The sequence below is a fragment of the Proteus sp. CA142267 genome (assembly GCF_003336825.1).
GTDB lineage: Bacteria > Pseudomonadota > Gammaproteobacteria > Enterobacterales > Enterobacteriaceae > Proteus > Proteus terrae.
Genome location: NZ_QPMG01000002.1, coordinates 24,117 through 41,972 on the forward strand (window position 1 = coordinate 24,117; position 17,856 = coordinate 41,972).

Here is a 17,856-nt window from a genome sequence, read left to right on the forward strand (position 1 = left end):
TAATTAATTAAATAATTTAGCTGTATTTTCTTTATTTTTAATATGATTAATAATTAAATAAAGTGAAATAAATAAAATTTATTAAAAGATATATTTACCTCTAACTGACTGAAATAACTTTATTTTTAGAGATATTGCAAATTTGATTAGGATCTCAATAAAAACGAAAACTTAATATCAAAATAGAAGGGAAATAGAGAGAGAAATTAAATGAAAAAAAATCGCAATTCATTAGATAAATTACTGCTTAATATCTTGTGATAAGGTTTATATACTAGAAATAGGCTGGAATAATTCGAAAAAAATTGATTTTTTGACAATATTGAACGGCAAAAATCAATCAATTAGATTGTTTAGTGAACAAATAAAAATACACCAAAAAATAATCTATATTTTTCAGTGTATTATGCTTTATATGGAATACATAATTAAATTGAATGTATTGTGTGGTTTCTTTTACCTTCAATTAGGTTAATAAACCTTAAAAATCCCAATCGTCATCTTCAGTGTTAATGGTTTTTCCAATAACATAAGATGAACCTGAACCAGAGAAGAAATCGTGATTTTCATTTGCATCTGGTGATAATGAAGAAAGAATAGCAGGGCTTACATCAGTTATTTCATCAGGGAATAAAGCTTCATACCCTAAATTCATTAATGCTTTATTTGCATTATAATGAAGAAATTTTTTGACATCTTCTGTCCAACCTACCGTGTCGTAAAGATCTTCGGTATATTTCACTTCATTGTCATATAAATCTAATAATAATGAGAAAGCAAAATCTTTAATATCTTGCTTCTCTAATTCGGATTTATTTAATAACTGATTTTGAAATTTATAGCCAATATAATAACCATGAACGGCTTCATCTCGAATAATAAGACGAATTAAATCGGCTGTATTGGTTAATTTTCCTCGGCTTGACCAATACATTGGTAAATAGAATCCTGAATAAAATAAAAAGGATTCTAAAAAGACGCTGGCGATTTTTTTCTTTAAAGGATCTTCATCTTGATAATAACGCAAAATAATTTCTGCTTTCTTTTGTAAGTAAGGATTTTCCTCACTCCAACGGTATGCTTCATCGACATCGGTTGTTAAACAGAGTGTAGAAAATATCGAGCTGTAAGAGCGAGCATGAACCGCTTCCATAAAACAGATATTAGATAACACGGCTTCTTCATGAGGCGTGAGTGCATCAGGCATCAAAGTCGGTGCGCCTACGGTATTTTGGATCGTATCAAGCAAAGTTAACCCTGTAAAAACACGGATTGTGAGTTGTTTTTCAGCTTGGTTCAGGGTGTTCCATGAAGGAATATCATTAGAGAGTGGAATTTTTTCAGGTAACCAAAAATTCATGGTTAAGCGATTCCAAACTTCTAAATCTTTTTCATCTTCAATGCGATTCCAATTAATCGCATTAACGTGACTTAATAAAGGTGATGACATGCTATGTTCTCCTTATTGTTATTATTAAAGTGCGCACGAAACACAGCCTTTGATTTCAGTACCTGCTAATGCAGATTGTCGGATACGAATGTAATACAAGGTTTTAATACCTTTACGCCATGCATATATTTGCGCTTTGTTAATATCTCGGGTTGTTGCTTCATCAGAAAAGAATAATGTGAGCGATAAACCTTGGTCGATATGTTGAGAAGCCTCAGCATAAGTATCAATAATTTTTTCAGCCCCAATTTCATATGCATCTTGATAATACTGACGGTTTTCATTAGTCATAAAGGGAGCTGGGTAATAAACTCGCCCAATTTTACCTTCTTTTCTAATTTCTATTGGTGCGGCAATAGGGTGAATGCTCGATGTAGAGTGGTTAATATAGGAAATAGATCCCGTTGGTGGTATCGCTTGTAAATTTTGGTTATAGATCCCATGCGTCATAATAGATAGCTTGAGAGCCTGCCAATCTTCCTGTGTCGGAATATGAACATTAGATTGATTAAATAGCTGGTGGACTTTTTGTGTTTTAGGCAACCATTGTTGTGATACATATTTATTAAAATATTCACCCGTTGCGTATTTCGAATTTTCAAAGCCTTTAAACTGCTGTTTTTTTTCAATGGCTAATTGATTTGAAGCTAACAACGCATAGTAAGTGACGGTATAAAAATAGATATTAGTGAAATCTAATGCTTCTTCAGAGCCGTAATAAATCCCTTCACGCGCTAAGTAGCCATGTAAATTCATTTGTCCTAAACCAATGGCATGAGAAGCGAGATTACCTTTTTCAATAGAAGGAACGGACTCAATTTTCGTCATTTCAGAGACATTGCTTAATGCTCTAATTGCCGTGCTGACGGTATGTGCAAAATTAGGTGAATCCATTGCCATAGCAATATTCATAGAACCTAAGTTACAACTGATGTCATGACCAATATGGCGATAGCTTAAGTCTGGGTGATACTCACTGGCGCTGTTTACTTGTAAAATTTCAGAGCAAAGATTGCTCATATTAATTCTACCAGCGATAGGATTGGCACGATTTACCGCATCTTCAAACATGATATAAGGATAGCCAGACTCAAATTGAATTTCGGCAAGTGTTTGGAAAAACTCCCTCGCTTTAATTTTCTTCTTACGAATTTGCGCGTTATTCACCATCTCACTGTATTTTTCACTCACACTGATTTCCGACATAGGTACGCCATAAACACGCTCTACATCATAAGGTGAGAAGAGATACATATCTTCATTGCGTTTCGCTAATTCAAACGTGATATCAGGGATAACAACGCCTAAAGAGAGCGTTTTTATTCGCACTTTTTCATCTGCATTTTCTCTTTTTGTATCAAGAAAATGGTAAATATCTGGATGATGAGCATGAAGATAAACAGCGCCAGCTCCTTGTCTTGCACCTAACTGATTAGCATAAGAAAAAGCATCTTCAAGCATTTTCATAACAGGAACCACACCAGAAGATTGATTTTCTATACGTTTAATCGGTGCACCTGCTTCACGTAAATTAGTGAGCAAAAATGCAACACCACCGCCACGTTTAGAAAGCTGTAACGCGGAATTTACCGATCGACCGATAGATTCCATATTATCTTCTATACGCAATAAAAAGCAGGAAACTAATTCACCACGTTGTTGTTTTCCACAATTTAAAAAAGTCGGCGTAGCGGGTTGAAAACGGCCACTAATAATTTCATCTACAAGATGAATAGCAAGATCAGTATTGCCTTGTGCAAGCGTGAGAGCCACCATACAAACACGATCTTCATAGCGCTCAAGATAGCGCTCTCCATCAAACGTTTTTAGGGTGTAACTGGTGTAGTACTTAAAAGCGCCAAGGAATGATTGAAAGCGAAATCTTTTACTATAAGCATGTTTAAATAGTTGTTTTATAAATGAAAATTCATATTGTTTTAACACTTGTGCTTCGTAATAGTGTTGTTGTACTAAGAACTCGAGTTTTTCTTTTAGATCATGAAAAAATACAGTGTTTTGATTTACATGTTGACGAAAAAAATGGTGTGTCGCTAGTTTATCTTTATCAAACTGAATATTACCTTGCTCATCATAGAGATTTAGCATGGCATTCAATGCATGGTAATCCAGTTGTTCTGTTGATTGTGTCATGTTAATTATCTCGTAACGCATTGGTCAGTAAGACTTGACCAAAATGTACTTAAACCTGTTTTTACGCGATATACATCTTCTGGTGTGCCTAATAATTCAAATCGATATAAAAAAGGGACTTGGCATTTTTGTGCAATAATATCGCCAGCTAAACCGTAAGCTGCACCGAAATTAGTATTTCCAGAAGCAATGACTCCACGTATTAATTGACGGTTTCCAGAAATATTTAAAAATTGAATAACCGCCTTAGGAACTGCACCTTTAGTACCACCGCCACCATAAGTTGGGCAAAGCAACACAAAGGGTTGCGTTGCAAGCAATGTTTCAGCTTCAATAATTCTGGTCGCATTTAAATTAAGTTTTTGTACAAAGCGATGGCAGTTTTCAGAGCGACTTGAAAAATAGATCAAAGGTGCAGTTTGCATGAGGAACTCCTTTAGAGCGTGATCTGTCTGATTTTATCAGGGCAGAAACCCGACCAATGTTGTTCACCGTGAACTACAACAGGTACTTGGCGATATCCCATAGAAACGATACGGGCGAGAGCTTGTGTATCTTTGGTAAGATCGACTGAAACAAACGGAATGTTTTTCTGTTTTAAAGCGCGTTCTGTGGCACTGCATTGAACGCAATTCGGTTTGGTATAGAGGATAACAGACATAAAAATAACCCTTATAAAAATATGGATGCGTCTGTTTTCACATCCATAATGAGAAGTACTTAAATACTATATATAGAGTTATTTATTTTCAACCATACAATATATGGTGGTTTTTATTTTTGATAATGATTATCATTAAAATTAAACAGTTAGTGCACTAATTTTATTTTTAGATCGCTCGATTGATCAATTTTTATTAGATATACGAGAAATTAGATGATTGCTTTATCAATCAAGCATGATTTAATCTGGTTGCTAAAGACAAATCAGCAGAGAAAACATTATGTACCAAGACTATCTCGATACACCTAAAGGCTTTCCAAAACCTTATATCTCTATCACTGCAAATGAAAAAGGGATCACAAGTCTCTATTTTGTGAATGACAAAGAGGTTGCTGTAAATTCAAGCCCTGTTATTAATCAATGTATAAAACAATTAAAAGAGTATTTTGCAGGTAAACGCACGACATTTTCGGTGTCATTAGCGCCAGAAGGAACGGAATTTCAAAGCCGTGTTTGGAAGACATTACAAACCATCCCTTATGGTGAAATTTGGAGTTATAAAAAATTGGCGCTTACATTAGGTTCGGTCAATTATTGCCGAGCGGTAGGAATGGCAAACTCACGCAACCCAATTTCTTTAATTATTCCTTGTCATCGAGTTATTGGTCATAACGGTAAGCTAGTCGGCTATACTGGTGGATTAGATATTAAGCGTTGGCTACTTCAATATGAAAAAGTAGAATTCGATGAATAGTTCAGATTGTAAGTATTAAGTATTGTTTCTTAAGTGAACTATGCGTTAAGGCATGGGATTTGTCTGAATATTAATCATTTGGCAGAAAAAAAATGTGAGTTTCGTGATCTAGACTGTGGACAGGGAATCATCATTTTTGTTTTACTATAGCCAACGCAAAACGCTTGCGTTTATTTTCTATTTTAAAGGTAAACTTGATGTCTAAATTAAAAGGTAACGTTAAGTGGTTTAACGAAACTAAAGGTTTTGGTTTTATCACTCCAGAAGATGGCAGCAAAGATGTATTTGTACACTTTTCCGCTATTACATCAGAAGGCTTTAAAACCCTTGCTGAAGGTCAAAAAGTAGAGTTTGAAGTTACTGACGGCGCGAAAGGGCCATCTGCTGCAAACGTTGTCGCTATCTAATTAACGACTTCTTTGAGACAAGTAAAAACCCGTTATTTAACGGGTTTTTATATATCTAGAGCAAAGCCCGTTATTTAACGGGTTTTTATATTCCAAGCATTACATCTCGCGTAGTAACCAAAATGCAAATGCAGTCATTAAAAATGAGCCTGCCAAGTTAGCGCCCATCGTACTTAATGCCCATCCTATCTTCCCCTCAGTTAAGAGTGCGACAACTTCGACAGAAAAGGTTGAGAATGTTGTCAGGCCACCACAAAAGCCTGTAGTTAGCATAATTTTCCAAATAGGATCAATATGTGGTGCTTTGCTAAACCAAGCGATACCAAAGGCAATAATAAAAGCACCAATGCAGTTAGCAATAAAGGTACCTGTGGCAAAATGAGGAAAAATAGAATTTAGGCGGTAGCTAATCAGCCAGCGTAATACGCTACCTAAACCACCACCTATAAATACAGCAATTGCAATATTAAGCATGAGAGATAAATTGTTATTTAACCTCAATCCCCTGAGCTTGAAGATCAGCATGATAAGACGAGCGAACAAACGGCCCACAAGCTGCATGGGTAAAGCCCATCGCAAGTGCTTGCTCTTTCATATATTCAAACTCGTCAGGACTGACGTAGCGTTGAACAGGAAGATGGTGACGGCTTGGCTGTAAATATTGCCCTAATGTCAGCATCGTTACCCCATGTTTACGCAGATCACGCATAACGTCAATAATTTCTTCGTTGGTTTCCCCAAGACCGACCATCAAACCTGATTTTGTTGGAATATCTGGGTGAGCTTGCTTAAAACGCTCTAACAATGTCAGCGACCATTGATAGTTAGCACCTGGACGTACTTGGCGATAAACGCGAGGAACATTCTCTAAGTTATGGTTAAAGACATCTGGTGGAGTGTCAGTGAGGATTTCAAGTGCTTTATCCATACGACCACGGAAATCAGGAACTAATGTTTCAATACGGATTGTTGGGTTTTTTGCACGAATTGCAGCAATACAATCAGCAAAATGTTGAGCTCCACCATCACGTAAATCATCACGGTCTACGGACGTAATTACGACGTAGCGTAATCCCATATCTTTAATGGTTTGAGCGAGTTTTTCTGGCTCTTGAGGGTCGGGAGCATTAGGGCGACCATGAGCGACATCACAGAATGGGCAACGGCGTGTACAAATTGCGCCCAAGATCATAAAGGTTGCCGTTCCGTGGTTAAAACACTCAGCAAGGTTAGGACAAGAGGCTTCTTCACAGACGGAATGAAGGCCATTTTTACGCATTGCTGCTTTGATACCCTGAATTTTACTTGAGTCAGCGGGTAGCTTTATTTTCATCCAATCAGGTTTGCGTAGCAGTTGTTCACGTTCTGTAGCGACTGTTTTAACAGGAATAAGTGCCATTTTATCGGCGTCGCGATATTTAACTCCGCGTTCCATCTGAATAGGTTTACTCATAATTGTGCCAGTTCCAGTTATCTAGAGTGATTAACACGATGTGACTGAGGTAATCAGGGTTTTAAAAAAATATGACAAATGTTAAAAAAATTATAGCATTTTTATTGCTGTGGTTGAAATCCTAGTTGTGTACAAAAATGCTTAACTAATAACGGTGCTACCTGTGTCGTTGTCGTATTCGGTGCAAAATCAATTAACTGCGTCATTTTTAGATCAGAATAACCACAAGGATTTATTCGAGCAAAAGGAGATAAATCCATATCGATATTGAGCGCAAGTCCATGAAAGGAACAACCTTTACGGATACGCAATCCTAAAGAGCAAATTTTATCACCCCTCACATAAACGCCGGGTGCATCAGCGCGAGCATAAGCTTCTACATTAAACTCTGCTAGCGTGTCTATAACAGTGTTTTCAAGAGCGGTGACTAATTGACGAACACCTACATGATTGCGTTTTAAATCAATTAAAACATACATCACTTGTTGACCGGGGCCATGATAAGTCACTTGACCACCACGATCAGATTGAATAACAGGGATAGTCCCCGTATTTAATAAGTGTTCAGCTTTACCTGCTTGGCCTTGGGTAAAAACCTTTTCATGTTGAACGAGCCATATTTCATCAGGTGTGTGACTTTCCCGTTTTTCCGTAAACTGATGCATAGAATCAGAAACCGGTAAATAGGGTTTCACACCTAATTGGCGAATAATGATTGTCTTGTCTTGCACCGTGAAAATCTTCATTTGTAGCGTAATTGTGAAGAGCAGTATAACGCTCCAGTAAATGAACTACCAGATTGAGATGTTTTTTTTCCGAGGTTGGGTGAGAAATGAGGAAATGCAGAATAAGAAAAAGCGCCTTAATGAAAGGCGCTTTTAAAAAGTCATTTGCTAAAAGAAGAGATCACAGAACCATACGTACCAGTTCAAGTTCACCTAATTCTTTATATAATGTTTCTACTTGATCAATATGAGTTGCGTTGATGGTAATAGAAACAGAGTGGTAATTACCTTTACTACTTGGTTTTACTGAAGGCGTGTAATCACCAGGTGCATGGCGTTGAATGACTTCAACGACCTGATCTACTAATTCTGGTTTTGCATGACCCATCACTTTATAAGTGAAAGAACATGGGAACTCTAACAGTTCATTTAATTTTGTTTTCATCATAATGTAATTCCTTAAGACAACAGGCGCTGTTGTTTTAATAATTTATTTCTACACCTAATCTTAGCAAATAAAAAGCGCATTCCTTACATAATAAGGAATGCGATACTGGTAATTAGGGTAAATATGGAAATGGTAAATGTGTTTCTGCCAATATCTGTATAAAAGTTATATGTGGTCACATTTGCCTTTTTCAAGACTTAGCCAAACCAGCGTGAGAATAATAATTTGATATAGTCGATAATACGGCTAAAAAAACCACCTTCTTTTACTTCATTCATCACAACTAGCGGGCGCTGTTCGATAACTTGACCATCAAGTTGGAAATTAATGGTTCCCACAACTTGATTTTTAGCTACTGGCGCATGTAATTCTACATTATCAAGAACATAGCTTGCTTTTAAATCTTTTAAACGGCCACGAGGAATAGTTAAATAGACATCTTTATCTACCCCTAATTGTACTTTATCTGTTTCACCATACCAGATAGGTTCAGCTGCGAATTCTTTACCCACTTGCAATGGTTTTACAGTTTCAAAGAAACGAAAACCCCAAGTAAGTAGTTTTTTACTTTCAGCATCACGACCTTTAGATGAATGACCACCCATAACCGCAGAAATTAAACGCATATCGCCTTCAGTTGCAGACGCGACGAGGTTATAACCTGCTGATGCTGTATGACCTGTTTTAATACCATCAACATTTAAACTGGTATCCCACAACAAACCATTTCGGTTAGTTTGGCGGATATTGTTGTAGGTGTACTCTTTTTCTTTATAGATAGCATATTCATCAGGTACATCGCGAATTAATGCAGCACCAATTAGTGCCATATCGCGAGCCGAGCTATATTGTCCTGGAGCATCAAGACCATGAACGGTTTGGAATTGTGTATTTTGTAAACCGAGGCGTTTAACGTAATCGTTCATCATGGTCACAAATGTATCTTGGCTTCCTGCAACATAAGAGGCCATTGCGACACAAGCATCATTACCTGATTGTAAGTTAATACCACGCGTTAACTGCGCAACAGTAACTTGATCACCCGGTTTTAAGAACATTAAAGAAGAGCCACGAAAAACAGGATTACCCGTTGCCCATGCTTCTTCACCAATGGGTACGATATCGCTATTAGAGATTTTACCCGCACGAATAGATTGACCGATAACATAACTGGTCATCATTTTGGTTAAACTTGCAGGATCACGGCGAACGTCAGCGTTCATTTCAGCCAATACTTTCCCAGAATTATAATCAATAAGAATATAAGATTCGGCTTCGATACTAGGAACCGCAGGTATCATTGTTTTTAGGGAATCTTCCGCAATACCTTGATGGCTTACTGTGAGTAAAGCAAAAGTGGCGCTTAATAGGCTTGTTCTTAGTAATTTTGCTGGGAGTATCTGTTTCATTCTGTTTGTTTAATCCGAAAATTCAGGGAAAAATAGGGACTGATAAATAAAATATCAGCAAATCCAGACGATTCTACGCTTGAATTTGCTGATATAAAAAGGATTTTACGTAAAATTATCCTTTATTGGGTAATAATAAACCCAGTGATATCTTTAACTTGTTTTAGCTTGTTTTTTATCGTTTCAGCTTGATCTCTAGATGAATAAGGGCCGAGTTGCACTTTATATAATCCATCTGTTTTGTTGATCACACCTTGGGTGTTAAATAATGACGATAAATCATTGAGCCAAAACTGTGCATTATTTTCGTTACTGAGAGCACCAACTTGGACATAAAAGCCTTGTGCTATGGAATTTGAGGATAATACAGGTTTTGGTGCTTCCACCTTTGCAGGAGCTGGCGTTGAAACTGGTACCGGAGCTGGAGTAGGCGCTTTTACTTGCACTGGAGCCGATGGCTCAACAGGCGTAGTGTTGTTGATAGGTACAGTGTTGTTGACTGACGTTGAGATTGTTAATGGCGTCGGTGTTACTGTTGCTGGCTGAGCATTAAAGTTAGGGCGCTCAGGCAATGCGGTTGTTTTCTTCTCTATCTGCGCACCATGTGTACCAATACCGCTCATATGGCCATTTTGGTCAACAACAATTCCTTCAATAAGCAATGGTGTTGTCGGCATTAAACGTAAGCTATCAGAAACCGCTGGAGTGACTTGGATCTGTTTTCCATTGACGTAAGGGCCACGGTCGTTAATACGTACAACCATTGTGCGCCCATTAAGCAAGTTTGTGATTTTCGCATAGCTTGGGATCGGTAATGTAGGATGAGCGACTGCAAACTCATAGGGATTAACGCGTTCACCAATGGTAGTTAAACGACTCATCGCTAAACTATCATAGACAACTGCTTCTCCTCGCTCACTAAAGTTTGCTGGATCAGCCACAATACGGTAAACCACCCCATTTTTTCGGTAATCTTGATTTGCCGTAGGGTGATAAGGCTCGTAACGTGGCTCTGCACCGAGAACACGTTGAGCTGGCACATTGGGTAATGGCACTGGCTGTTTATTGGTATTCGGTTTATCAATAACACACCCTGACAGTAGCAATGCACTGATACCAATCAAAACCCATTGCAGACGCATAAAAACCTCATTATAAACTTTTCGATAGTAGTTTTCGGTGTGTATGAATCGACATCACGATACCAAATCCGGCCATTAATACAATAAGAGCCGAGCCTCCATAACTCATCAGTGGCAACGGAACACCTACAACAGGAAGAATGCCACTCACCATTCCTATGTTGACAAAGACATAGACAAAGAAAATTAGCATTAACCCGCCAATCATTACTCTACCAAATGTATTTTGTGCTTTTGTTGCAAGGTAAAGGCCTCGCGCGATTAAGAGTATATAAAGAGTCAGTAGTATCAAAACACCAATTAATCCGAGTTCTTCCGCCAATACAGCAAAAATAAAGTCTGTATGGCGCTCTGGTAAGAATTCTAATTGAGATTGAGTGCCTTGTAACCATCCTTTTCCATGTAATCCACCAGAACCAATGGCAATTTTAGATTGGATGATATGATATCCTGCCCCAAGCGGGTCTGATTCAGGGTCGAGAAGCATCATTACCCGTGCTTGCTGGTAATCATGCATGAGGAAAAACCAGAGTATGGGGATAAAGGCGGCAACAAGAATAATAGCCACGGTGATAAGACGCCAACTCATTCCCGCAAGAAAAAGAACAAATAAACCCGATGCGGCAACAAGAATGGATGTTCCTAAATCGGGCTGTGCAGCGACTAATAAAGTTGGTACAAAAATAAGTACCAGAGCAATAGCCGTATTACGTAATGTAGGAGGGCACACATCGCGATTCATAAATCGAGCGACCATTAAAGGCACCGCTATTTTTGCGATTTCTGAAGGCTGAAAACGAACAATACCTAAATCTAGCCAACGTTGTGCCCCTTTACTGATTTGCCCAAAGACATCAACAAGAATAAGTAAAATAACACAAAAGAAATAGAGATGAGGAGCCCAGCTTTCATAGACTCTTGGTGGGATTTGCGCCATGACTATCATGATCATGAAACCCATAGCAATCTGTCCTAACTTACGTTGCATCATTTCTGGATCTTGCCCGCTGGCACTCCACATAATAAATGCGCTGTATCCTAATAATGCAATAATACAAAGTAAGAATAATGGGTCGATATGGACCCGTGCCCAGAAGGATTTTTTCTTATTATTTTCAGTCATGAGTATTATTCCTCTGAACCACGTGGTGCTGGTGGAGATGCTGGCAATACAGTGTTGTTATCACCAAGGAGAATGTGGTCAAGAATTTGTCTTGTAATATCACCGACAGAAGGGCCTGCACCACCATTTTCTAGGATAATAGAGATGGCTACAGTTGGCTTATCATAAGGCGCAAAGGCAATCATCAATTTGTGGTCACGAAGATGTTCTGCCAATTGGCTCGCATTGTAGGTTTCGTAACTAAACACCTGTGCAGTTCCTGATTTTGCAGCTACTTTGTAAGGTGCATCAGCAAAACTTCGGCGACCTGTACCATTCGGGAAGTTAGCCACACCATACATACCGTGTTTTGCTAGTTCCCAATAACCTGAGTTGATATCGCCAATTTGGCGGGTTTCAGTATCAACATAAGGCAACATTTCATTGCCTAGTTTTGTACCGTAAAGTAGGTGAGGGGTTTTAACTTGACCGTCATTAATCAATGTCATTAAAGCTTTTGTCATTTGAATTGGCGTTGCTGTCCAATAACCTTGCCCAATACCTACTGGGATCGTGTCACCTTGATACCAAGGCTTTTTATAACGTTGCTGTTTCCACTCACGCGTTGGCATGATGCCATTGCGCTCTTCAGAGAGATCAATACCTGTATATTCGCCATAGCCAAAACGACCCATCCAAGTTGATATACGATCAATTCCCATATCATAAGCAACTTGGTAGAAGAAGGTATCCGCAGATTCTACGATAGATTTTGTGACATTAAGTTTTCCATGTCCCCAACGTTTCCAATCTCGATAACGTTTTTCGGAGCCAGGGAGTTGCCACCAGCCGGGATCATGAATTGTTGTATTGGCTGTGATTACACCTTCACTCAGTGCTGCAACAGACATAAAGGGTTTCACGGTTGATGCAGGTGGATAAAGGCCTTGAGTTGTTCGGTTGATCAGCGGTCTATCAGGGTTGTTTAGTAACCCTTGATACTCAGTATTTGAAATCCCACCAACAAATAAGTTTGGATCGTAGCTAGGGTTTGATACCAGTGCTAAAATTTCACCATTGCGAGGATCGGTTACTACAACTGCAGCTCGACTTGTAGTGAGTAATGTTTCAATATAGGTTTGCAGTTCAAGGTCGATGGTAAGATAAATATCTTTACCTGCTTGTGGCGGTTGTTCGTGCAATTGGCGAATAACTCGACCACGGCTATTAACTTCAACCTCTTCATAGCCTGTTGTGCCGTGTAAAGTAGACTCATAATAACGTTCGATGCCTAACTTACCGATATCATGAGTTGCAGCATAGTTAGGTGATAAACCTTCTTTATCAAGACGTTCAACATCTTTATCATTAATTTTTGCTACGTAGCCAATTACATGCGTTAATGCTGAACCATAAGGATAATAACGACGTTGATAGCCTTTGATTTCTAAACCGGGATAGCGGTATTGGTTGATAGCGAAACGCGCGACTTGTACTTGGCTTAATGTTGTTTTTAAGGCGATAGAGCTAAATCGACGTGAGCGCTTGCGCTCTTTTTCAAATGTAGCAATATCTTCGTCAGTTAAGTCAACAACATCCCTTAAACTTTCCAGAGTTTCTTGTAAGTTTGCTACCTTTTCAGGCACAACTTCTAATTGGTAGATAGTACGATTGAGAGCAAGAGGAATACCTTTGCGATCGTAAATAATGCCTCTGCTGGGAGCAATCGGTACTAATTTAATTCGGTTATCATTTGAACGTGTCTGATAATCATCATGGCGAGCGATCTGTAAGTGATTGAGGTTAAAAACCAAAACACCACTCAATATAATAATTACTGAAAATGCGACAATTACACGTCGGATAAATAGCTTTGATTCCGCAGTATAATCTCGAAACGGGGTACGTTTTTTTCTTTTCATCCCATTTGACTTCACTTACTGACCCGCCAATTATTGATTATTCACGATGATAAGGATGGTTTGTGGTAATGCTCCATGCTCGATAAAGGCTTTCTGCAACCACAACACGAACAAGGGGATGTGGCATTGTTAAAGGAGATAAAGACCAGCTTTGTTCAGCTGCAGCTTTACAAGCGGGCGCTAATCCTTCCGGGCCACCAATGAGTAAGCTGACATTTCTACCATCAAGCTTCCATCGATCAAGTTGTTCTGCAAGTTTTGGCGTATCCCAGCGAGCGCCGGGAATATCGAGAGTGACGATACGATTTCCTTTACCTACTGCAGCTAACATCTGTTCACCTTCTTTTTCGAGAATACGTTTAATATCCGCATTCTTTCCTCGCTTGCCTGCGGGGATCTCGATAAGTTCTAAAGGCATATCTTTGGGGAATCGATTAAGATAATCCATAAAGCCGGTCTGTATCCAGTCCGGCATTTTTGTACCAACGGCAATGAGCTGTAATTTCAAACTCAGCTCCAGAGTTTTTCAAGTTCGTACATACGGCGACTATCTTCTTGCATAACGTGTACCATGGCTTCACCAAGGTCAACGACAATCCAGTCAGAAACGCCTTGTCCTTCAACACCTAAAGGTTGTAATCCCGCTTCGCGGCAATCATCAACGAGATTATCTGCAACTGACATGAGGTGTCTGCTTGATGTACCCGTACAAATAATCATGTAATCAGTTACACTTGATTTTCCACGGACATCTAATGTAATAATGTCTTGAGCTTTAGAATCTTCAAGTTTATCAATAATAAATTGCTGTAATTCAGAACCTTGCAAAAGGATCACCTTTAATCTAATGGGTTGATTTAGTCGAAAAAATAATAAACGCTATTTTAAAGGAATTTATACCAATAAATCTATTTTACTGGATGATTAATTCTAGTTAGCAATAACAAGAACATAAACCTTATTTTCTTGTTTTTCGACGTTTGATTTAGAAAAATTCATATATGCCCATTAACTGCGTCATAATAAATAACAAAAAGAAGGCAGATAAGAACTTTTCCGTTTAGACGACAGTTTTACCTTACAGTTCCCTTAAGGGAACTGAGGGTGAGAATAACAGCTAAACCTCGTCTGTCAATGCTCATGAAACACCTAATTAGATGTGTTTTTACTTTGTTAGCTTCAGATTATACCGTGTAATGTTCAGACTTTTTAATTGGAGAGAAAAAGAATGGAAAGAAAAGTGAATTATCTCGGGATATCTTCAGAAATTATGAGTAACACTAATCACCAATTACAAGAAAAATTAGCATTGCTTTGCGATACTGTTCAGGCGGAAAAGATAGGTATTATGCAGATAGAGGCTCAAAATAGAGATAACCTATTGCCACTTTATGGTTATGTTGGAAAAAAAGGAGACAGCCTTTCCTCACCCCCAAATTTTACTTTACCTCAATTAAATATTGATCAATTTTTACAGCCTATTGTTCTAGACCATTTTCTTACCCAATTTTTCACACTATTTGATTACCAACAACAGGTTAATCAATCATTAACTAAAGGGGCTTTGATTAAATTTCATAGCCGATATAAATATTTAATTATGGCTTATTCACAAGTGGCTTATCGAGAGTTGGGGCGTGATATTGCTAATTTTTCTGATGCTATTCCTCTTGAAGAAGTTGCATCGAAATATCAGGAAAAGCTAATGAAGGCATTTAGTGTTGCAGCAAATAGAGAAGGGCAAACTAATGCGTTAATGCATATGGCAGGGTATTTTAAGCGGGATCTAAGCTCACAACAAAAAAAAGAAATGGCACAGACAATTTTACAATATCGTCAAGGTATCGTGCCTTTATCTAAACCTTATGATTTACTCAAATATTGGTTAACAGTTTATCCTGATGAGTATTTGAGCCATCAACGCTATTTTTCGCCTTATCCGTTCACTTTTAATTATTTAAGAGAGCAACTTTAGTCTTAATTAATTATTTATAGAGTTGTTGCTGGCGAATATAGTCTTCAACAGAGTTAGGTAGTAAATCGTGACAATCTAAACCTGCTTTGTGACGAGCACGAATATCTGTTGCTGATATATTATAAAGAGGCGTATCAGCCAGAAATATTTTACCCGTAGGTAAACAGTGAATATCTTCTTGCTGATGAGTTTGATGTTTGGTCAGCCATGTTTGCATTTGTGTTGATTCGAAATGCGTTTGATAACCGGGGCGGGCACAAACTAGTAAATGGCATACGTTCAATAGTTGATCCCACTGATGCCATGTATTAATTGATAGCAATGAGTCTTGACCAATTATAAAAGCCAAGGGTTGTTTATTGCCGATTTCTTTTCTGAAGTCTCTTAATGTCTCAATAGTATAAGAAGGTGTTGGCTTCTCAAGTTCACGAGTATCGACTTTAAATGAAGAATATGGCTCAAGAGCCAGACGTACCATCTCAAGACGTTGTTGAGAAGACGCCTCTGGTTGAGGGCGATGAGGAGGAATATTGTTAGGTAACCAAATCACTTCTTTTAAGCCGATTAACCCTGAAAGAGCTTCAACAGGACGCAAATGCCCATAATGAATAGGATCAAATGTGCCACCATATAAAGCGATGGCTTGGTTAATTAAATGTGTTGAGTGATTGGTTTTAGGCATGACTTACAAATCCTTCTGGTAATGCTTTTCCACAAAGTAATAAGCCCAAAGCACTAAGAGAGGGCCAAACAGTTTGTCCGTAATCTTGCTTAATAGTAATTTCAATCGTTGCAAGTAATCGTATGGCTGTTAGTAATTGATGTTCAGATAAACGTTGAAGTGCCGCTGTGAATATTGGGCGTCGGTTTTGCCAAATTCGATGTTTATCAAAAATCGTTTTTAACGAAGCTGTTTTAGATTCTCGATGTAGCGTAATCAACTGCATTAACTCTCGTTGTAAAGTTCTGAGTAAAATAACGGGTTCAGAGTCTTCTCTTTTGAGTTGTTGCAAGATATGCCATGCACGTTGTGTTTTCCCTGCAAGTAATGCATCAACCCAGTGATAAGGGGTAAAATGTGACGCATCATTGACCGCCGCTTCTACTCTTGGGAGCGTTAGCTTACCGTCAGGGTACAACAGAGAAAGACGCTCAATGGCTTGTGCTAGTGCCAATAAATTCCCTTCATAACAGTAGCAAAGTAATTGATTACCTTGTTCATCCAGCGCTAACCCTTTTTGTTTTGCTCGCCGCGCAACCCAATTAGGTAATTTATCAAGTTCAGGTGTTAGACAAGAAATATAGGTTCCGTGTTGGCTTAATGTTTTAAACCATTCACTGTTTTCTTGTGCTTTTGTGAGTTTATTGCCACGTAAAATCAACAATAAATCTTGATGTAATTCTTGCGATAGGCGAGTAAGTTTCTCTGACATCGCAGCATTGGGACCATTTTCAGGTAAATGCAGTAAAAGAGATTGTCTTTGAGAAAAAAGGCTTAGCGATTGACAAAGCGAGTAAATTTCATTCCAGTCCGTATTATTATCAAGGGTAAATTGATAATGCTCGACAAATCCTTGGGATTTAGCAGCGGATTGAATAGCATCTTGAGACTCTTGGAGTAACAAAGGTTCATTACCCCAGAGTAGGTAACTTTGGCGCAGCCCCTCTTGGAGCTGCGCATTCAGTTGTTCTGGATATAAGCGGATCATTTGGCGGGTGAGATTATCTGTTTTGCCTGCTCAGCTTGTACGGCTTTTTGGCGTTCAGCATTGTGAACAACCAATAATTTACGTACTAATATTGCTGTCGCTTGTTCACGCATTTCTTGCTTAATAATGTCATTTTCGGCATCTTTTGCTAATGCTTCTAATGGGTTATCAAAGAATGGACGTGAAACCTGTGATGAAATTGGATAAATCGTACCATCAGGCATAATTACTTGTGCATCAAGCACAAATGTTAACTGACGTTCTGCTGATTTACCGTCTTGATACACAGAAACGGTCTCTTTACTTTCTGATGAACCGACAATTTTTAGAATAGGGATATTTGCCGTTGGATTTCCAACAAGCTGAACACCACTCAGTCTAAGTTGTTGACGCATTACACGAGATAATGGGCCATAAGGGTCACCAGAGCTAAGATAAAGCGTTTTTAATTCTGCTGGAACCTGAGTTTTACCTTGAAGGTGAAAACCACAGCCAGCGGTGATTAACACCGCTAAACCGAAAAATAGCGAAAGTAGATATCGCAC

General features: G+C 38.4%; 20 protein-coding genes. 3 read left to right on the top strand and 17 right to left on the bottom strand.

The features are described from left to right. Positions 1-481: 481 nt before the first annotated feature. The 4 genes from nrdF to C0T34_RS05850 are packed head-to-tail and all read right to left on the bottom strand — an operon-like array spanning position 482 to position 4,262. Entirely contained in the window at positions 482-1,450 is a 969-nt protein-coding gene (gene nrdF / locus C0T34_RS05835; RefSeq protein ID WP_088493463.1) for a class 1b ribonucleoside-diphosphate reductase subunit beta, read from the bottom strand. Between the two features lie 24 nt (positions 1,451-1,474). After that, positions 1,475-3,601: a class 1b ribonucleoside-diphosphate reductase subunit alpha gene (gene nrdE, locus C0T34_RS05840; RefSeq protein ID WP_109849848.1), complete on the bottom strand. Its 2,127-nt coding sequence runs from the start codon at positions 3,599-3,601 to the stop codon at positions 1,475-1,477. Positions 3,602-3,606: 5 nt separating this feature from the next. Next, positions 3,607-4,026: a class Ib ribonucleoside-diphosphate reductase assembly flavoprotein NrdI gene (gene nrdI / locus C0T34_RS05845; protein WP_109849849.1), complete on the bottom strand. Its 420-nt coding sequence runs from the start codon at positions 4,024-4,026 to the stop codon at positions 3,607-3,609. 11 nt (positions 4,027-4,037) lie between these two features. Further along, on the bottom strand, positions 4,038-4,262 hold the full coding sequence (locus C0T34_RS05850; protein ID WP_098943902.1) for a glutaredoxin family protein: 225 nt from the start codon (positions 4,260-4,262) through the stop codon (positions 4,038-4,040). Between the two features lie 283 nt (positions 4,263-4,545). Between C0T34_RS05850 and C0T34_RS05855 the strand changes: the two genes are divergently transcribed. After that, positions 4,546-5,019 (top strand): methylated-DNA--[protein]-cysteine S-methyltransferase, encoded by a 474-nt coding sequence (locus C0T34_RS05855; RefSeq protein WP_098943901.1) that lies wholly within the window; start codon positions 4,546-4,548, stop codon positions 5,017-5,019. A gap of 197 nt (positions 5,020-5,216) precedes the next feature. Next, positions 5,217-5,426: a transcription antiterminator/RNA stability regulator CspE gene (gene cspE / locus C0T34_RS05860; RefSeq protein WP_023581133.1), complete on the top strand. Its 210-nt coding sequence runs from the start codon at positions 5,217-5,219 to the stop codon at positions 5,424-5,426. A gap of 99 nt (positions 5,427-5,525) precedes the next feature. Here cspE and crcB read toward each other — a convergent pair whose 3' ends face one another. From crcB to rsfS, 10 genes are all read right to left on the bottom strand, one after another. Further along, the gene (crcB, locus tag C0T34_RS05865) at positions 5,526-5,900 is read right to left on the bottom strand and encodes a fluoride efflux transporter CrcB (protein WP_023581134.1); all 375 of its coding nucleotides are present in this window, start codon (positions 5,898-5,900) and stop codon (positions 5,526-5,528) included. Positions 5,901-5,913: 13 nt separating this feature from the next. Then, positions 5,914-6,879, bottom strand: coding sequence for a lipoyl synthase (lipA, locus tag C0T34_RS05870; protein WP_075671558.1), 966 nt, complete (start codon positions 6,877-6,879; stop codon positions 5,914-5,916). 101 nt (positions 6,880-6,980) lie between these two features. Next, positions 6,981-7,625, bottom strand: coding sequence for a lipoyl(octanoyl) transferase LipB (lipB, locus tag C0T34_RS05875; protein WP_098943900.1), 645 nt, complete (start codon positions 7,623-7,625; stop codon positions 6,981-6,983). 160 nt (positions 7,626-7,785) lie between these two features. Then, a complete protein-coding gene (gene ybeD, locus C0T34_RS05880; RefSeq protein ID WP_036912266.1) occupies positions 7,786-8,049 on the bottom strand; it encodes a DUF493 family protein YbeD in 264 nt (87 codons plus the stop codon). A 200-nt stretch (positions 8,050-8,249) separates the two neighbouring features. Beyond that, the gene (gene dacA / locus C0T34_RS05885; RefSeq protein ID WP_098943899.1) at positions 8,250-9,461 is read right to left on the bottom strand and encodes a D-alanyl-D-alanine carboxypeptidase DacA; all 1,212 of its coding nucleotides are present in this window, start codon (positions 9,459-9,461) and stop codon (positions 8,250-8,252) included. A gap of 122 nt (positions 9,462-9,583) precedes the next feature. Then, positions 9,584-10,603 (bottom strand): endolytic peptidoglycan transglycosylase RlpA, encoded by a 1,020-nt coding sequence (gene rlpA, locus C0T34_RS05890; protein ID WP_098943898.1) that lies wholly within the window; start codon positions 10,601-10,603, stop codon positions 9,584-9,586. Between the two features lie 10 nt (positions 10,604-10,613). Continuing rightward, positions 10,614-11,726: a peptidoglycan glycosyltransferase MrdB gene (mrdB, locus tag C0T34_RS05895; RefSeq protein WP_098943897.1), complete on the bottom strand. Its 1,113-nt coding sequence runs from the start codon at positions 11,724-11,726 to the stop codon at positions 10,614-10,616. 5 nt (positions 11,727-11,731) lie between these two features. After that, positions 11,732-13,627 carry a peptidoglycan DD-transpeptidase MrdA gene (gene mrdA / locus C0T34_RS05900; protein WP_098943896.1) on the bottom strand — a complete coding sequence of 632 codons (1,896 nt, stop codon included), beginning with the start codon at positions 13,625-13,627 and terminating at the stop codon, positions 11,732-11,734. Positions 13,628-13,664: 37 nt separating this feature from the next. After that, entirely contained in the window at positions 13,665-14,135 is a 471-nt protein-coding gene (rlmH, locus tag C0T34_RS05905) for a 23S rRNA (pseudouridine(1915)-N(3))-methyltransferase RlmH (protein ID WP_004246050.1), read from the bottom strand. 2 nt (positions 14,136-14,137) lie between these two features. Further along, positions 14,138-14,464 carry a ribosome silencing factor gene (gene rsfS, locus C0T34_RS05910; RefSeq protein WP_098943895.1) on the bottom strand — a complete coding sequence of 109 codons (327 nt, stop codon included), beginning with the start codon at positions 14,462-14,464 and terminating at the stop codon, positions 14,138-14,140. A gap of 391 nt (positions 14,465-14,855) precedes the next feature. On the opposite strand from rsfS, the gene C0T34_RS05915 reads away from it, so the two are divergent. Beyond that, positions 14,856-15,602, top strand: coding sequence for a DUF1722 domain-containing protein (locus tag C0T34_RS05915; RefSeq protein WP_098943894.1), 747 nt, complete (start codon positions 14,856-14,858; stop codon positions 15,600-15,602). Positions 15,603-15,612: 10 nt separating this feature from the next. On the opposite strand, the gene nadD is transcribed toward C0T34_RS05915, so the two are convergent. From nadD to lptE, 3 genes are read right to left on the bottom strand one after another with little or no spacing between them, the layout of a single operon-like run. Beyond that, entirely contained in the window at positions 15,613-16,284 is a 672-nt protein-coding gene (gene nadD, locus C0T34_RS05920; protein WP_098943893.1) for a nicotinate-nucleotide adenylyltransferase, read from the bottom strand. Beyond that, positions 16,277-17,311 (bottom strand): DNA polymerase III subunit delta, encoded by a 1,035-nt coding sequence (gene holA, locus C0T34_RS05925; RefSeq protein ID WP_109849850.1) that lies wholly within the window; start codon positions 17,309-17,311, stop codon positions 16,277-16,279. The genes nadD and holA overlap by 8 nt, the downstream gene beginning before the upstream one ends. Continuing rightward, a complete protein-coding gene (gene lptE / locus C0T34_RS05930; RefSeq protein WP_098943891.1) occupies positions 17,308-17,856 on the bottom strand; it encodes an LPS assembly lipoprotein LptE in 549 nt (182 codons plus the stop codon). The genes holA and lptE overlap by 4 nt, the downstream gene beginning before the upstream one ends.

What these genes read in the sequence shown, in the direction of transcription:
- nrdI (WP_109849849.1), bottom strand. Translation starts at nt 4,026, where the DNA reads ATGCAAACTGCACCTTTGATCTATTTTTCAAGTCGCTCTGAAAACTGC.
- dacA (WP_098943899.1), bottom strand. Translation starts at nt 9,461, where the DNA reads ATGAAACAGATACTCCCAGCAAAATTACTAAGAACAAGCCTATTAAGC.
- lipB (WP_098943900.1), bottom strand. Translation starts at nt 7,625, where the DNA reads ATGAAGATTTTCACGGTGCAAGACAAGACAATCATTATTCGCCAATTA.
- mrdA (WP_098943896.1), bottom strand. Translation starts at nt 13,627, where the DNA reads ATGAAAAGAAAAAAACGTACCCCGTTTCGAGATTATACTGCGGAATCA.
- holA (WP_109849850.1), bottom strand. Translation starts at nt 17,311, where the DNA reads ATGATCCGCTTATATCCAGAACAACTGAATGCGCAGCTCCAAGAGGGG.
- lipA (WP_075671558.1), bottom strand. Translation starts at nt 6,879, where the DNA reads ATGAGTAAACCTATTCAGATGGAACGCGGAGTTAAATATCGCGACGCC.
- mrdB (WP_098943897.1), bottom strand. Translation starts at nt 11,726, where the DNA reads ATGACTGAAAATAATAAGAAAAAATCCTTCTGGGCACGGGTCCATATC.
- C0T34_RS05855 (WP_098943901.1), top strand. Translation starts at nt 4,546, where the DNA reads ATGTACCAAGACTATCTCGATACACCTAAAGGCTTTCCAAAACCTTAT.
- nrdE (WP_109849848.1), bottom strand. Translation starts at nt 3,601, where the DNA reads ATGACACAATCAACAGAACAACTGGATTACCATGCATTGAATGCCATG.
- C0T34_RS05850 (WP_098943902.1), bottom strand. Translation starts at nt 4,262, where the DNA reads ATGTCTGTTATCCTCTATACCAAACCGAATTGCGTTCAATGCAGTGCC.
- cspE (WP_023581133.1), top strand. Translation starts at nt 5,217, where the DNA reads ATGTCTAAATTAAAAGGTAACGTTAAGTGGTTTAACGAAACTAAAGGT.
- crcB (WP_023581134.1), bottom strand. Translation starts at nt 5,900, where the DNA reads ATGCTTAATATTGCAATTGCTGTATTTATAGGTGGTGGTTTAGGTAGC.
- C0T34_RS05915 (WP_098943894.1), top strand. Translation starts at nt 14,856, where the DNA reads ATGGAAAGAAAAGTGAATTATCTCGGGATATCTTCAGAAATTATGAGT.
- ybeD (WP_036912266.1), bottom strand. Translation starts at nt 8,049, where the DNA reads ATGAAAACAAAATTAAATGAACTGTTAGAGTTCCCATGTTCTTTCACT.
- rlpA (WP_098943898.1), bottom strand. Translation starts at nt 10,603, where the DNA reads ATGCGTCTGCAATGGGTTTTGATTGGTATCAGTGCATTGCTACTGTCA.
- nrdF (WP_088493463.1), bottom strand. Translation starts at nt 1,450, where the DNA reads ATGTCATCACCTTTATTAAGTCACGTTAATGCGATTAATTGGAATCGC.
- nadD (WP_098943893.1), bottom strand. Translation starts at nt 16,284, where the DNA reads ATGCCTAAAACCAATCACTCAACACATTTAATTAACCAAGCCATCGCT.